This window comes from Butyricicoccus sp. OF10-2 (assembly GCF_003481925.1).
Taxonomy (GTDB): Bacteria; Bacillota; Clostridia; order Oscillospirales; family Butyricicoccaceae; genus Agathobaculum; species Agathobaculum butyriciproducens.
The window spans coordinates 69,736-84,504 of the sequence record NZ_QUMC01000007.1 but is presented as its reverse complement, the minus strand read 5'-3'; the positions used below and the strand labels follow the sequence as shown (position 1 = coordinate 84,504).

The window sequence follows — 14,769 nt, the reverse complement described above, 5'->3', positions numbered from 1 at the left end:
AGGAGCGTTTTTATGATTCAATGCTTTGTGAAAAAGGAATATGAAGCGCCATTCGGCCTGACGCAGATGCCGCGTCTGTTTTCGGTCAGCCGCACAGATGAAAAGGCATCGGCGCATCCGCGCGTTATGCACGCGCATGACGATTTAGTGGAAATCGTGCTCGTGCGAGGCGGCGAGAGCCGCTATTTTGTCGGCGGCACGCCGTATGAGGCACGCCGCGGCGATCTGTTCATCTTCAACAGCCGCGTCGTGCACGATGAGCCGTCCGGACCGGATCGTCCGGTAGCAACCTCAAGTCTGGCGCTTGGCGGACTGGCTGTGCCCGGACTGCGCGAAAATACGCTGATCGCGGAGGATTCGTGTCCGGTGTGCCGCCTGACCGAGCCGCAGACCGTGCGGCTGGAGCATCTGTACGACGTGCTTTACGATGAGCTGACCGAGGGCAACGACGACGGTGCGCATCATCTTCTACTTGCGATCCTGACGCTCGTGCAGCAGTTCCGCGCGACCGCAGCCGAGGGCAGTACGCACAGCGGCAACGCTTTTGCACAGCGCATCAAGGACTACATCGACAAGCATTTTGCGGACGAATTTTCTCTGCAGCAGATGGCGGATGCGCTGCACGTCAGTCCGTACTATCTGGCGCATATCTGCAAGGAAGTGACCGGATATTCGCCGCTGCAGTATGTTCTGCGCCGCAGGATTGGCGAAGCGCAGACGCTGCTTATCACAACTGATTTGCCGGTAACACGGATTGCATCGCAGGTGGGGTATGACAACCCGAGCCATTTCAATGCGCAGTTTTCCAAGGCGGTGGGTATGGCGCCGAGGACTTTCAGAAAAGAGTATGTTTTCCACAAATGAGTTTGCTTGCCGGGTGTAAACGGTGGTTTGCCGTTCGCCTCTCGGGCGAAAACCCTGCGTATCAGCACAGACGATATGGTATACAAAAGACTCCCGTTCCAATCGGACGGGAGTCTTTCTATATAAAATGTGCAAAGAGTATGCATTATTCGGTCTTCATATACAGCATGCGGATCGAATTGAGCACGCACAACATAGCCACGCCGGTATCAGCGAATACGGCCAGCCACATGGATGCGATGCCGAACAGGCCGAGGAGCATAATAAGAATCTTGATCGCAAGTGCAAACACGATGTTCTCCTTGGAGACGATATTCGCCTTGCGGGCGATCTTGATCGAGATCGGGATGGAAGTCAGGTCGGCCTCATGAACACCACATCTGCGGCCTCGATTGCCGCGTCTGCGCCGCTGCCCATTGCCGCGCCGACGTCTGCACCGGCGAGTACGGGGGCATCGTTGATGCCGTCACCGACGAACATAACCGCACCGCACTTCTCGCGGATATCGGTCAGCGCCGACAGCTTATCCTGCGGGAGTAGGCGGGCACGCACTTCGTCGATACCGACTTCCTGTGCGACTGCATCCGCGCTGGCCTGACCGTCACCGGTCAGCATGGCGGTGGTGAGTCCCTGAGCCTTCATGCGGCTGATTGCGGATTTGGCATCTGCCTTAATGGTATCGGCAATGTCAACATGACCGAGGAAGTGACCGTCCATCGCCAGCAGCACTTCCGTGCTGCCCGGGGTGCCGTGGTAGCCGGAAAGGTCGATGTTATTGCGCTCCATCAGCTTTACGTTGCCGCAGAGTATGGTTTTGCCTTCCAACTCGGCGGAAATGCCTTCGCCGGCCTGCTCGCGGATGTTCTCAACCGTTGCACCAACGGCAACAAGAGAAAAGTCGCCGGCCTTTGCCGCGGACGTTTTGCGCTCCTCGTAGGAGTTGATGATGGACTTGGCGATCGGGTGGGTGGAAGCGCCCTCGCAGGCGGCAGCCAGCCACAGAAGCTCATTCTCATCGAGCGGAACGCCCTGCGCCGGAACGACCTTCTGTACTACAAAGTTGCCCTTGGTGATGGTGCCGGTCTTATCCATAACAATGGTTTTAACGTTATTCAGTGCTTCCAGAGAAGCGCCGCCCTTGAACAGGATACCGCGTCTGGAGCCTGCGCCGATGCCGGAGAAGTAGGTCAGCGGTACGCTGAGCACCAGTGCGCACGGACAGGAGATTACAAGGAAGGTCATCGCGGTGTAGACCCACTTGTGCACTCGCCGGTAACAAGGCTCGGGATAATGGCGGTCAGCAGGGCAATCGCAACAACAGCCGGGGTGTAAACGCGGGAGAAACGGGTGATAAAGCGGTCGATCTTCGGCTTGCGGGCCGCTGCGTTCTCCACGCTGTCGAGAATGCGCTGTACCATGCTCTCAGCGAGAATGTGGGTGACGCGCAGCTTGATTGCGCCGTCGGTGTTGACACAGCCGGAGGTTGCCTTGTCGCCGGCAGCGACACGAACCGGAACCGGCTCACCGGTGACAGCCGAGGTATCCAGACGGCTTTCGCCTTCGACAACCTCGCCGTCCAGCGGAACGCGGTCGCCCGGGCGCACCAGAACAATGTCGCCCTCCTGTGCGTCCTCGGCCGGAATAACCTCGATTTCGCCGTTGTCCTTGACCAGATTTACCGTCTCGGGACGCAGGTCGATCGCATCCATGATCTGCTTGCGCGAACGGTCAACCGCACGATCCTCAAAGTATTCGCCGACACGGTAGAACAGCATAACGCCGACTGCCTCGTCGAACGAGCCGACCGCCCATGCACCGATGGTTGCAACGGCCATCAGGAAGTTTTCGTCAAATACCTGACCGCGGCCGATGTTCTTGACAGCCGTCAGCAGGACATGGCGGCCGAGCAGCAGGTAAGCCGCGATGAGCAGCACTAGCTTGACAGCCATGGCCGGAATGAGCAGACCGGCAACGAACAGCGCTGCACCGATGAGCATTTCGGCAAGCGGATGGCTGCTGCTCTCTTCCTTTTCCTCCTCGGGAGCGATTACCTTGACGTCACTCTCGATATTTGAGCAGATTTTGCGGATTTCGGGGAGCAGTGCATCAGGATTGTCACCCTTGACGCGCAGCTGCTTGGTCTCATAAACCAGTACGCAGTCATCGATACCGTCGAGCTGGCTGATCTGGTGCTGCATTTTCGCGGCACAGTGCGCACAGCCGAGGTTTTCGAGCGTGTAAACGCGCTGACCGTCCTTGCCGTAGTGCTTGGGCTTGGGTGCGATGACCTTGGCTTCACTCTCAATGCCGGAGCAGATTTTGCGGATTTCAGGCAAGAGCGCATCCGGATTTTCGCCGGTTACGCGCAGCTGCTTGGTCTCAAATACGAGAACGCAGTCCTCCACGCCCTCGAGTTCGCTGATGCGCTGCTCCATTTTTGCCGCGCAGTGTGCGCAGCCGACATTCTGCAGCGTGTACACGCGCTTGACGCTGTGCGCGCCGGCGGCGTGCTCGTGATGGTGATGCTCGTGCTCCTCGTCCTCATCGTGGTGGTGATGGTGTCCGCAGCCGCAGTCCGCAGTCATCGTCATGATGATGGTGGTGCTCGTGCTCCTCATCCTCATCGTGGTGGTGATGGTGACCGCAGCCGCAGCCGCAGTCATCATCGTGCTCGTGATGGTGATGTTCGTGCTCATGCACTTCTTCATTTAATAAGGTATCCTCATGCTTGTGTTCGTCTGCCATTTCGGATCGCCTCCTGTCGGTGATAGTCAATAATATATGAACGATTGCTCATATGTTCATGTATTCATATTATAACTGGAGAAAGGGAAAGTCAATAGCGGTATACGAAAAATGTGCACAAAAGGCAGAGGGCAAAACTTCGCATTTTGCGCGCATTTCAGCCGGTTTTGCGAAAAATGCAAGCCGGAAAGAGAATGCCTGCATCCGTCTAAACTGACCGAACCCGAGCGTTATTCACAAAGAAAAAGCGGATAAAAATGATAGACTTAACAAGATGTACAAAGTTTCCCTGTATTTTATTCGATTTTTTTTTGCTTTTGGTCTTGCCAATACTGTACAAAAACCAGTATAATCTATACTGTAAGGCTATGCTCCACGCATAGCCAGCCAATTTCTGAAGAAGAGGAAGCCGGGCGTGCGTCCGGTTCTTCTTGCGCAAAATATTAGAGAGGTGAAAGAAATGGCGTATTCGTTCCGTGGCGGCATACACCCGGGTACTCACGCAGACCCGGGCTATAAATCCGCGACAAACACCAAGCCGATCGAGAAGCTGGCATTGCCCGATGAGGTAATCCTGCCGGTTTCCATGCACATCGGCGCACCGGCAAAGCCGATCGTTTCGGTTGGCGACACCGTGGACCTGGGACAGCCTATCGCGGAAGCCGGTGGCTTTGTCAGCGCTCCTGTCCATGCTACCGTTTCCGGCAAGGTAAAGGCAATCGAGCCTCGCCTGCATCCGAACGGCAGCAAGGTTCTGTCCATCGTAATTGAAAATGATGGCGAGGACCGCAAGCACGAGTCCGTGCATCCCTACGACTTCGCTTCCATGAGCAATGAGGAGCGTATCGAGTGCATCCGTTCTGCCGGTATTGTCGGCCATGGCGGTGCAACCTTCCCGACCCATGTCAAGATCCAGTCCGGTATCGGCAAGTGCGACACGGTCATCATCAACGCTGCAGAGTGTGAGCCGTACATCACGTCCGACCATCGCCTGCTGCTCGAGCGTCCGGAAGAGACCATCGGCGGCCTGAAGATGCTGGCCGACATCATGGGCGTACAGACCGCAATCATTGCGATCGAGGAAAACAAGAAGGATACCTTCGCCAAGATCGAGGAGTTGATCGCGGACGATTCCCGCCTCAAGCTGTATCCGCTGACCTGCAAGTACCCGCAGGGCGCTGAGAAGCAGCTGATCAATGCCTGCACCGGCCGTGAAGTTCCGTCCGGCAAGCTGCCGGCAGACGCCGGCTGCGCGGTATTCAACGTAGATACCGCAGGTGCGGTTTACCGCCGCTTCACCACCGGTATGCCGGTCATCCGCCGTATCGTTACCATCTCCGGTTCCGCTGTTGCCGAGCCGAAGAACCTCGAAGCACGCATCGGCACCCCGATCGAAAAGCTGATCGATGCCTGCGGCGGCTTCAAGGAAGCTCCGAACAAGCTCCTTGCCGGTGGCCCGATGATGGGCAACGCCCAGTTCTCTCTGGATGCCCCGGTTGTCAAGGGCACCAACGCATTCCTCGCCTTTGCAGGCAATGAGGATAAGCGCGTTAAGGATCCCCAGTGTATCCGCTGCGGCAAGTGCATCAACGCCTGCCCGATGCACCTCCTGCCGATCTACATGAATGTATACGGCAAGCAGGAGGATCTGGACAACGCCGTTGACTGCGGCATGATGGACTGCATCGAGTGCGGCTCCTGCGCTTACGTCTGCCCGGCTCGTATCCCGCTGGTTGCACAGTTCCGTCTGACCAAGGGCAAGATCCAGGCAAAGCGTGCTGCAGAGCGCGCCAAGGCTGAGGCTGAGAAGAAAAAGGCCGAGGCGGAGGCTGCTGCAAAGGCAGAGGCTGAAAAGCCCGCAGAGAACAAGTAAGGAGGAAAACGAAAATGGCTTATGATCTTAGCAAAGTAGTCGTAACCTCCTCGCCGCATATCAAGGCGGATGATGACACCCGGAGCCTTATGCTCGATGTGCTCATCGCACTTGTTCCGGCACTGGCGGTTGCAGTTTACACCTTCGGCGCTCGTGCGCTGATCCATGTTGTTATCGCAATGGTGGCAAGCCTTGTGTTTGAGACCATTTACAACAAAATCGTTCATCACCCGAACACCGTAGGCGACCTGTCCTGCCTGGTTACGGGTGTACTTATCGCATTCAACATTCCGGTTGCAGCTCCGCTGTGGCTGAGCGCTTTCGGTGCCCTGTTCGGCATCATCGTTGTTAAGATGCTGTTCGGCGGCATCGGCAAGAACTTTATGAACCCGGCACTCGGTGCCCGTGCGTTCATGATGGCATCCTGGGCCGGTTTCATGACCACCTGGACTGCTCCGCATGCAAACCTGCCGCTGTTCGGCAACGTAACCGTTACCGACGCGATTTCCACCGCAACTCCGCTGGCTACCCTCAAGACCGGTGCTGTACCGGCTGACACCGGCCTGCTGGAGATGCTGCTCGGTCAGACCGGCGGCGTTATCGGCGAGACCTCCGCGCTGGCTCTGCTGGCAGGCGGCGTTTACCTGCTGTGGCGCAAGGTTATCACCATCAACATTCCGGCAGCTTACATCCTTACTGTTGCTGTCATCACCTTCCTGTTCCCGCTGTCCGGCGATGTTTCCCGCGTACAGTGGATGCTCAGCCAGGTACTGTCCGGCGGCCTGATGCTCGGCGCAATCTTCATGGCTACCGACTACGTTACCAGCCCGGTTACCCCGAAGGGCCAGATCATCTTCGGCGTTGGCTGCGGTCTGCTGACGGTATTCATCCGCTACTTCGGCGGTCTGCCGGAGGGCGTATCCTACTCCATCCTGATCATGAACACGCTGGTTTGGGCAATCGACAAGAAGACCCATCCGCGCAAGTTCGGCTATCAGCTTGACAAGGCTAAGAAGGAGGCGCAGTAAATCATGGATAACAGCAAAAAGGAAGGCGGCATCGTACAGCTTGTCGTCGTACTGGGCCTCATCACGTTCATCTGTGCACTGCTGCTGGGCGTTATCAACGGTGTAACCGCGGATAAGATCACCCAGAACGGTATCGAAACCCGCAACGCAGCAATGGCAGAGATCATCCCGGACGCTGATTTCGAGGATCTCGGCACCGCACTGTCCGCTGAGGACGTTGCAGCCGCTGGCGTAACCCTGCCGGCAGGCCGTACCGCTGCTCAGATCGACGGCGTTTACAAGGCAACCAAGGACGGCGAAGAGATCGGCTACTGCGTACAGGTAGAGCCGAAGGGCTTCGGCGGCAACCTGACGATGATCGTCGGCATCAATGCGGACGGCACCGTTGCAGGCGCAAAGGTAACCTCTCACGCTGAGACCCCGGGCCTCGGTGCGAAGAGCCAGGCAGACCCGAACTGGATCACCCAGTTTGCAGGTCAGACTGCTGACGGTCAGCTCAAGGTGACCAAGGACGGCGGCACGATCAATGCGATCACCGGCGCTACCATCACCTCCCGTGCTGTAACCGACGGCGTTAATACTGCGGCAGCATATGTCGCTACTCTGGGTTAAGGAGGAAAAGCCACTATGAAATTTTCTGAACAGCTGAAATCGGGCGTTATCCTCGATAACCCGGTTTTCATGCAGACGATCGGTCTTTGCCCGACGCTGGCAACCACCACTTCTCTGCAGAATGCGATCGGCATGGGCGCGGCGGCTACCGTCGTTCTCATCTGCTCCAATATCGTTATTTCCGCGATGCGCAGAATTATCCCGGATAAGATCCGTATCGCAGCATTCATCACGATCATCGCAACCTCGTAACCATGATCGACCTGTCCATGCAGGCATTCCTGCCGTCGCTGGCATCGTCCCTTGGTCTGTTCCTGCCGCTGATCGTAGTAAACTGCATCATCCTCGGCCGTGCCGAGGCGTATGCTTCCAAGAACAAGGTTCTGCCGTCCGCACTCGACGGTGTTGTAATGGGCCTAGGCTTCACCTTCGCTCTGGTACTCATGGGCTTCTTCCGTGAGCTGCTCGGCGCAGGCACCATCCTGTCCGGTTACGTTAACGGCGTTAACGGCATCGCAGTTCCGTTCTTCAACTCCAACCCGATGGTCATGATGATCCTGCCGGCCGGCGGCTTCCTCATGATGGGCTTCATCCTGGCTGCGATCCAGAAGATCATGGCTCGAAAGGAGGACAAGTAAGTGTTTAATTTACCTGCCTCTATGGGTTTGACCGATATCCTGTCGCTCGCAATCGCGGCAATCTTGGTCAACAACTACATTCTCGTTCAGTTCCTCGGCTGCTGCTCGTTCTTCGGCGTATCCAAGAAGACCGACACCGCGCTCGGCATGGGCATGGCGGTTATCTTCGTTATGGCGATCGCTTCCGCAGCATCCTGGGCTGTACAGTACTTCATTCTCGAACCCCTGGGTCTGGGTTATATGCAGACCATCGCGTTCATTCTCGTAATTGCAACGCTGGTTCAGTTCGTCGAGATGTTCATGAAGAAGGCTATGCCGTCGCTGTACTCTGCGCTCGGTATCTTCCTGCCGCTGATCACCACCAACTGTGCGGTGCTTGGCGCAGCTAAGACCAACATTTCCAACAGCTATTCTTTCATCGGCTCTCTGGTATACGGCGTTGCAGCCGGTGTCGGCTACACGCTGGCAATCGTGCTGTTCGCTTCCATCCGTGAGCGTCTGGACGCTACTTCCAAGTGCCCGAAGTGCTTTGAAGGCTTCCCGATCTCGCTGGTTGCAGCAGCGCTGCTGGCTATGTCCTTCATGGGCTTCTCCGGCCTGTCGATTTGGTAAGGGAGGACACAAGAAATGGATATGCAAAATGTTATTTATGCGGTAGCGGTACTGTTCATCATGGGTATCGTTTTCGCAATCCTGCTCGGCGTTGCCGCTAAGGTTTTCGCTGTAGAGGTTGACGAGCGCATCCCGCTGGTACGCGAGTGCCTGCCGGGCGCTAACTGCGGCGGCTGCGGTTTTCCGGGCTGTGATGGTCTGGCTGCTGCAATCGTAGAGGGCCGTGCGCCGGTAAACGGCTGCCCGGTCGGCGGTGCTGCTGCGGCTGAGAAGGTCGCCAAGGTACTCGGCGTTGAGGTTGCTGCCGGCGACCGTCAGGTTGCACACGTTTACTGCAACGGCGGCTGCAACGCAAAGGATAAGGCAAACTACGAGGGTCTGCAGGACTGTAACGCTGCAATGCGTGTAGCAAGCGGCCCGAAGGCTTGCTCCTTTGGCTGCATGGGCCTCGGCTCCTGCGTAAAGGCCTGTGCGTTTGACGCAATCCACATCGTGGACGGCGTTGCAAAGGTTGATACCGACAAGTGTGTTGCCTGCGGCAAGTGTGTTTCCACCTGCCCGAAGAAGATCATTAACCTGGTATCCGAGGTCAAGAAGGTTCACGTTAACTGCGTGAACAAGGACAAGGGCCCGGAAGTTATGAAGGTTTGCTCCAACGGCTGTATCGGCTGTAAGATGTGCGAGAAGACCTGTAAGTTCGATGCAATTCACGTAGTAGACGGCGTTGCCAAGATCGACTACGACAAGTGCAAGAACTGCAAGATGTGCACCAAGGTTTGCCCGAAGGGCTGCATCGAGCCGGTTCCGACCGAGGAAGAGAAGGCCAAGTTCAAGGAAATGCAGGCTAAGCAGGCTGCTGCTGCCAAGGCTAAGGCTGAGGCTGCAAAGCAGGCCGCTGAAGCAAAGGCTGCTGAGGACAAGTAATGACCGATCATCTGCACCCTGTGCTGGATGACGCTGCGATCGCCCGCATGACGAGTCTTGCACTCGCCCATGTGGGCGACGCTGTTTATGAGATACTCGTGCGCACGCATCTGGCGTGCGGCGGCACTCAGACCGCGAAAAACCTGCACAGCCGTACGATCCAGCTCGTTCGTGCGTCCGCGCAGGCGGAAGCGGTAAAGCGCATTCAGCCTATGCTCGATGAAGACGAGCAGACCGTTCTGCGTCACGGACGCAACGCAAAGCCGAAATCCGTGCCGAAGTCGGCCTCCGTGGCAGAGTATGCCTACGCGACCGCACTCGAGGCGCTGTTCGGCTGGCTGTACCTCAAGGGACGCTATGAGCGTATTAATGAGCTGTTTGAGGTTATCTGTCAAGGGTTTGACGCGAAATGAGCAAAGAGAACCGCGGAAGCGGTTCTCTGAGGCTGTCGAAAAACTATCGTTTTCCGAGCAGCCTCTCGCTCGAAACCATGCTTTCGAGCGAAACCGAAGAAAAACCGCGCCCTGCGGGCACATTTTTTCTTCCCTTGTATAAATTCCGAGATACATGCTCCCGGAATTTATGAATTTGCTGCGCAAATTCTACTTTATGCGTGCTGCCGCACGAATCCGAAAGAGTTGAATGCGGCTTTTTCGACAGACTGAGAGAACCGCGGAAGCGGTTCTCTTTTTGTTTGCAGTAATTGAGAATGGAAAATGGAGAATTGACCAGATGGTTTTCATTCTCCATTTTTGCATTTTACGGGTGTTTTTTCGTTAGAAAAGGTGCGCCGAGTCGGCGCACCCTACGGTATAACATTTATCATCAGATGAAATTCGCAGGTGCTGTCTGTAGCTGCCAGGCCAATGAGTTGCGCGACACGGGTATCCCCCAGGGGACCTTCTCTTGCCTTTCGGGCAATTCACCTCGTGTCGCGCCTGCGGAGAGTAAACCGCCTGTGTAGCAGTAGCTATCTGTGAACCGCGAATATTTCACGAAAGATACGCAAGAGTAACCCGACTGCCGTTCTCCTTCTCGAAGCGGTCGCCGGTCTCCGGTCTGCGCCGGGTTAAGAAACAAAGGGAAACGGGAGTCAAGAGGGTAGAAACCGCAGGTGTCTACCCTTTTGCCCCCGCGGCGTGGTACGCCGTCCCCAGCGGGCAGCGAAATTTGTGATGTTTCTGTGTTTTCGCTTGTGCCTGTTCCGAAATAGTGTTATACTGATAGCGTTCGTAAAATACAGAAAAGGGAGCATAGTAATATGAGCAAGTTAGTGCAGCGCATCGTTGCGCTGGTCGTTATGCTGGCTGTCGTTATGAGCGCAACCGCATACGGCGCATCCACCTTTGTGGTGGATTATCAGGAGCTGAAAAGCGATGCACCGGTCGTTATGACGGTCAACGGTGAGGAAATCCACGCAGATGAGTATGCAAGCTATATGATGAGCCAGATCATCAATTATCAGCAGATGTACGCTATGTACGGTCTCTCGGAGAAGAATATGGCATCTACATTCGGCGATGCCGCAAAGGAGTCCGCAAAGCAGCAGGTCGCTCTGATCCATATCGTTAAGCAGAAGATGGATGAGCTGGGCCTGTCCCTGTCGTACAGCCAGAAGAAGAACATTGTTACGGCAAACAAGCAGAATGCGGAGCAGCTCGGCGGCGAGGACGCTTATCTGCAGCGCCTGGCTTCGATCGGCTTTGACATGGACAACTACAATAACTACCAGTATGTCAGCGCATGCGCACAGGTGCTGAAGGATTACTACTTCGGCGAGAACGGCGTAAGTGTTCCGAGCGATGACGAGCTGCAGAAGTATTTCGATGACAACTACATCACTGCAAAGCACATCCTCATTCTGACTACGAATCCGTCCACCGGCGAGACCACCCGCACCGATGAGGAAGCAAAGAAGGAAGCACAGGCTGTTCTGGATCGCCTGAACAACGGCGAGGACTTTGACGCGCTGCTGACCGAGAAGAACGAGGATGCAGGCGAAGCACAGTATGCCAAGGGCTATACCTTCACCGAGGGTCAGATGGTAGACGAGTTCTACAACGCTGCCAAGGCGCTGCAGGAAGGCGAAGTTTCCGGCCTGGTTAAGAGCAAGTACGGCTACCATATCATCAAGCGCTGCGAGCTGAATCAGGATGAGTTCGAGAACATGCGCGATTCCATCATTGCGGCTGTTGCTTCCGAAAAGGGCACTGCCGGCTCGATCGACGAGATGATGCAGCAGTGGATCGACGAGGCTGACATCCAGACCACCGATGCTTACGACAAGATCACCTATGATAACACCAAGGACTATCTGCCGGCTGACGTGCAGACTGTTCTGAACAGCGATACATCGGATGATGACGGTAATGCGCAGACTGAGGACGCGCAGAGCGAAGACCAGTCCGCGACCGACAGCCAGTCCTCGACGGACGAGACCCAGACGGCTACTACCGAGTCCGCTCAGTAAAACCGCAAAACAGAAAGGACGCTCAAGGAGCGTCCTTTGTCTGTCAATAAAGTCCGTTTTCACGATGCTGACGCTGCTGCGCGGCAGCGCGCATGAAATAATATTTGCGAAGCAAATATATCAAACCGGGGCGTGTACCTCGGTTTTGATACTTTAAGCGGGAGAAAGTTTCCGCATGGGAACTTTCGGACGACCGTGTTTTGCGAAGTCAAAACACAGATTGTCGGAAAAACTGTAGTTTTTCGACAGTCTCAGGACACTCAAGGAGCGTCCTTTTTCATGTCTGCGTGAGGTTTAGAAGCCAAACGCCGCATAATCCTCTGGCGTAAAGCGGTGATAGACGGCATCACCGTCATCATCCAGCTTGATGCAGTAGCGGTAGCTGTCCGGTGTGCCGTCCTCGAAGTACACGAGGTAGTCAAACTCCTCGTTGCCCTCGAGCTTCTCACAGTGCACCTTGTCGGAAAACTGATGGAACACCGCAAGAATATCGTCAAAGCTGACCGTCAGACCGCGCATTACCTGCAGAAATGCACGCAGAAACGCGGGTTCCGGCAGCTGTTCATGCACATACTGTGTGCCTTCTGCGGAAATGTGGAAGCAGAAGCGCTTGTCATCGCGGATGACTTGGATTGCGCCGAGCGTGCCGGCGGTGTGCGCGGAAAGGGAAGCGAGCGCACGCTCGGTGTTGTCCGCGTCCTCCTCCGGTGTGCCGAGCAGACGCGCCACGGATTCCGTGGGATAATACAGCGTGATCGGGTGGTGGTCGTAGCCAATCTTGAGCTGTGCTTCCTGGATGACGTCGGTCAGGCTCTTTTCCAGCCGTTTATAATTCACAGAGTTCATAGGGAACACCTCGATAGTTTTTGATTCTATACGATTATAGCATACGATAGGAGAACGCGCAATATCCCGTCAAATGTCGGAAAAGTGTCGAATACGCACGAATATGCTTGCATATTTCCGGAAAATTCGATATAATATAAGCCTGCGACGCTTATCCGAACAAAAATGGCGGGTAAGCGCCTTCTCTTGTCCGAAAGAGAAGAAAAGTGAGGAAGGAATCGGATACATGGAAGTATTTGTTGCATTAATGAACAAAATCGACAGCTGGATCTGGGGGCTGCCCATGCTGGTGCTGCTGTGCGGTACGCATATTTTTATGACGTTCCGCACGGGCTTCATCCAGCGCAAAACCTTCACTGGCATTCGCTTGTCGGTGACAAAGGACCCGGATTCGCCGGGTGACGTCAGTCAGTTTCAGGCGCTGACGACTGCACTCGCATCGACCATCGGCACGGGCAACATCATCGGTGTCGGCACGGCCATCTATCTCGGCGGACCGGGTGCTGTGCTGTGGTGCTGGCTGACCGGCGTGTTCGGCATTGCCACAAAGTACGCGGAGAGCCTGATCGCGGTCAAGTACCGCGTGCAGACCGCGGACGGCCGCATGATGGGCGGTGCGATGTACGCGCTTGAGCGCGGCCTCAAGTGGAAGAAGTTCGGCAAGGTGATGGCGGTGCTGTTTGCGCTGTTCGCTATGCTCGCCTCGTTCGGCATCGGCTGCGGCACGCAGATCAACGCGATTGCCGAGGTACTGGAGACCAACCTTCCCATCAGCCTGCCGCGTATCGCAATCGGCATTATTTTCGGCATTATCACCGCGATTATCATTATTGGCGGCATTGAATCCATCGCAGTTGTGTGCGAAAAACTGGTGCCGCTGATGGCCCTGTTCTATGTGGTCGGCTGCATCGTTATTCTATGCGCCAACTACGATTTTCTGCTGCCGGCTCTCAAGGCCATTTTCGTGCTGGCGTTCAAGCCGGGCGCGGTGACCGGCGGACTGGTCGGCGGCGGTATCCGTCTGGCGCTGCAGTACGGCGTGGCACGCGGCCTGTTCTCGAATGAGTCCGGTATGGGCTCGGCGCCGCTGGTTGCCAGCGCGGCGCAGACGCGCAATCCGGTGCGGCAGGCGCTCGTTTCCGCGACCGGCACCTTCTGGACGACGGTTGTCGTATGCCTGATGACCGGTCTGGTGCTTGTCTCCTCGATGATGAAAAATCCGGCGGTCAATGCGGAAAATATGGCAAACGGCGGTCAGATGACCACCGCAGCATTCGCACAGATTCCGTATATCGGTCCGCTGATTTTGATGGTCAGCATCATTACGTTCGCGTACTCCACCATCCTCGGATGGTCGTACTACGGCGAGCGTGCCGCCGAGTATCTGCTCGGCAAAAAGGCGATTCTGCCGTATAAGGTGCTGTTTATCGCGGTCGTTGTGTGTGCCCCCGTGCTTGCGCTCGACCTTGTGTGGACCATTGCGGACGTACTCAATGCCTTCATGGCCATCCCGAACCTGATCGCTGTGCTGCTGCTCTCCGGCGTGATCGCGGCAGAGACAAAGCATTATCTGAAGCATCTGGATGAAAAGGATGAGTCCGAGATTCCGGTTGTCGATCGGTAAGTCATTGAAAATGGAGAATGAAATCATTTCATTCTCCATTTTTTCGTTTTGCGATTCGTTTTCGCCCACCATATGTACGAATGAATAACATGGACAAATGCAATTCGCAGGTGCCGTCCGTAATATCCAGATAAACGAGTTGCGCGACACGGGTATGTCGCACTTGCGTGGAGTAGCCGATATGTGTAGCAGAATGGTATCTGACACTGCGTATAGGTAGAGAAATGGGCGCACACTGTGCGCCCCTACGGTAGAAAAGCTCCTCTGCCGTTCCCCGTTTCGAAGCGGTCGCCGGTCTCTGGTCTGCGTCAGATTAAAAAATAAAGGGAAACGGGAGTCAAGAGGGTAGAAACCGTAGGTGTCTACCCTTTTGCCCCGCCGTGGGTACGGCGAACTCCCGCCGCCCGCAGGCGGTAACTCTTCGCTCGGAAACAACATACCGCTTGCGCGCTTCGCGTACCCAGTCTTGTGGGTGCACAAGTTTTCTTCTGAGGGCATTTCCCTTGCGTAAACGCGCAAAAAGAGGTATACTA

13 protein-coding genes and 1 pseudogene are annotated in these 14,769 nt (G+C 55.7%); 10 read left to right on the top strand and 4 right to left on the bottom strand.

Features of this window, described 5'->3' with window-relative positions; translation table 11 throughout:
* Positions 1-12: 12 nt before the first annotated feature.
* The gene (locus DXB00_RS05710) at positions 13-864 is read left to right on the top strand and encodes a helix-turn-helix transcriptional regulator (RefSeq protein WP_117491843.1); all 852 of its coding nucleotides are present in this window, start codon (positions 13-15) and stop codon (positions 862-864) included.
* 145 nt (positions 865-1,009) lie between these two features.
* Here DXB00_RS05710 and DXB00_RS17925 read toward each other — a convergent pair whose 3' ends face one another.
* From DXB00_RS17925 to DXB00_RS17915, 3 genes are all read right to left on the bottom strand, one after another.
* Entirely contained in the window at positions 1,010-1,156 is a 147-nt protein-coding gene (locus DXB00_RS17925) for a hypothetical protein (protein ID WP_330427916.1), read from the bottom strand.
* A 62-nt stretch (positions 1,157-1,218) separates the two neighbouring features.
* Complete coding sequence (locus DXB00_RS17920) at positions 1,219-2,106, bottom strand: heavy metal translocating P-type ATPase (protein WP_330427915.1); 888 nt, start codon at positions 2,104-2,106, stop codon at positions 1,219-1,221.
* Positions 2,103-3,572, bottom strand: a complete 1,470-nt coding sequence (locus DXB00_RS17915; protein ID WP_330427914.1) for a heavy metal translocating P-type ATPase — start codon at positions 3,570-3,572, stop codon at positions 2,103-2,105. Before DXB00_RS17915 ends, DXB00_RS17920 begins: the two co-directional genes overlap by 4 nt.
* Positions 3,573-4,069: 497 nt before the next feature.
* Here DXB00_RS17915 and rsxC point away from each other — a divergent pair, with 497 nt between their 5' ends.
* The 8 genes and pseudogenes from rsxC to DXB00_RS05660 all read left to right on the top strand — a co-directional run bounded on the left by rsxC (position 4,070) and on the right by DXB00_RS05660 (position 11,766).
* Positions 4,070-5,482, top strand: a complete 1,413-nt coding sequence (rsxC, locus tag DXB00_RS05695) for an electron transport complex subunit RsxC (protein ID WP_117750996.1) — start codon at positions 4,070-4,072, stop codon at positions 5,480-5,482.
* A gap of 14 nt (positions 5,483-5,496) precedes the next feature.
* On the top strand, positions 5,497-6,510 hold the full coding sequence (locus DXB00_RS05690) for an RnfABCDGE type electron transport complex subunit D (RefSeq protein WP_110435488.1): 1,014 nt from the start codon (positions 5,497-5,499) through the stop codon (positions 6,508-6,510).
* Between the two features lie 3 nt (positions 6,511-6,513).
* The gene (locus DXB00_RS05685; protein ID WP_118477951.1) at positions 6,514-7,122 is read left to right on the top strand and encodes an RnfABCDGE type electron transport complex subunit G; all 609 of its coding nucleotides are present in this window, start codon (positions 6,514-6,516) and stop codon (positions 7,120-7,122) included.
* Positions 7,123-7,137: 15 nt separating this feature from the next.
* Positions 7,138-7,760, top strand: a pseudogene (gene rsxE, locus DXB00_RS05680) (electron transport complex subunit RsxE).
* A gap of 21 nt (positions 7,761-7,781) precedes the next feature.
* On the top strand, positions 7,782-8,372 hold the full coding sequence (rsxA, locus tag DXB00_RS05675) for an electron transport complex subunit RsxA (protein WP_110435485.1): 591 nt from the start codon (positions 7,782-7,784) through the stop codon (positions 8,370-8,372).
* 15 nt (positions 8,373-8,387) lie between these two features.
* The gene (locus DXB00_RS05670; protein WP_117488130.1) at positions 8,388-9,296 is read left to right on the top strand and encodes an RnfABCDGE type electron transport complex subunit B; all 909 of its coding nucleotides are present in this window, start codon (positions 8,388-8,390) and stop codon (positions 9,294-9,296) included.
* Positions 9,296-9,709 (top strand): Mini-ribonuclease 3, encoded by a 414-nt coding sequence (locus DXB00_RS05665; protein WP_110435483.1) that lies wholly within the window; start codon positions 9,296-9,298, stop codon positions 9,707-9,709. Before DXB00_RS05670 ends, DXB00_RS05665 begins: the two co-directional genes overlap by 1 nt.
* Positions 9,710-10,557: 848 nt before the next feature.
* Positions 10,558-11,766 carry a peptidylprolyl isomerase gene (locus DXB00_RS05660; RefSeq protein WP_118728744.1) on the top strand — a complete coding sequence of 403 codons (1,209 nt, stop codon included), beginning with the start codon at positions 10,558-10,560 and terminating at the stop codon, positions 11,764-11,766.
* 294 nt (positions 11,767-12,060) lie between these two features.
* On the opposite strand, the gene DXB00_RS05655 is transcribed toward DXB00_RS05660, so the two are convergent.
* Positions 12,061-12,612 carry a DUF3877 family protein gene (locus DXB00_RS05655; protein WP_118728746.1) on the bottom strand — a complete coding sequence of 184 codons (552 nt, stop codon included), beginning with the start codon at positions 12,610-12,612 and terminating at the stop codon, positions 12,061-12,063.
* 226 nt (positions 12,613-12,838) lie between these two features.
* On the opposite strand from DXB00_RS05655, the gene DXB00_RS05650 reads away from it, so the two are divergent.
* Positions 12,839-14,236: an alanine/glycine:cation symporter family protein gene (locus DXB00_RS05650; RefSeq protein WP_118728747.1), complete on the top strand. Its 1,398-nt coding sequence runs from the start codon at positions 12,839-12,841 to the stop codon at positions 14,234-14,236.
* Positions 14,237-14,769 lie beyond the last annotated feature (533 nt).

Excerpts from the sequence above, each read along its gene's own strand:
- DXB00_RS05710 (WP_117491843.1), top strand. The coding sequence starts at position 13 with ATGATTCAATGCTTTGTGAAAAAGGAATATGAAGCGCCATTCGGCCTG.
- DXB00_RS17920 (WP_330427915.1), bottom strand. The coding sequence starts at position 2,106 with ATGACCTTCCTTGTAATCTCCTGTCCGTGCGCACTGGTGCTCAGCGTA.
- DXB00_RS17915 (WP_330427914.1), bottom strand. The coding sequence starts at position 3,572 with ATGAAGAAGTGCATGAGCACGAACATCACCATCACGAGCACGATGATG.
- rsxC (WP_117750996.1), top strand. The coding sequence starts at position 4,070 with ATGGCGTATTCGTTCCGTGGCGGCATACACCCGGGTACTCACGCAGAC.
- DXB00_RS05690 (WP_110435488.1), top strand. The coding sequence starts at position 5,497 with ATGGCTTATGATCTTAGCAAAGTAGTCGTAACCTCCTCGCCGCATATC.
- DXB00_RS05685 (WP_118477951.1), top strand. The coding sequence starts at position 6,514 with ATGGATAACAGCAAAAAGGAAGGCGGCATCGTACAGCTTGTCGTCGTA.
- rsxA (WP_110435485.1), top strand. The coding sequence starts at position 7,782 with ATGGGTTTGACCGATATCCTGTCGCTCGCAATCGCGGCAATCTTGGTC.
- DXB00_RS05670 (WP_117488130.1), top strand. The coding sequence starts at position 8,388 with ATGGATATGCAAAATGTTATTTATGCGGTAGCGGTACTGTTCATCATG.
- DXB00_RS05665 (WP_110435483.1), top strand. The coding sequence starts at position 9,296 with ATGACCGATCATCTGCACCCTGTGCTGGATGACGCTGCGATCGCCCGC.
- DXB00_RS05660 (WP_118728744.1), top strand. The coding sequence starts at position 10,558 with ATGAGCAAGTTAGTGCAGCGCATCGTTGCGCTGGTCGTTATGCTGGCT.
- DXB00_RS05655 (WP_118728746.1), bottom strand. The coding sequence starts at position 12,612 with ATGAACTCTGTGAATTATAAACGGCTGGAAAAGAGCCTGACCGACGTC.
- DXB00_RS05650 (WP_118728747.1), top strand. The coding sequence starts at position 12,839 with ATGGAAGTATTTGTTGCATTAATGAACAAAATCGACAGCTGGATCTGG.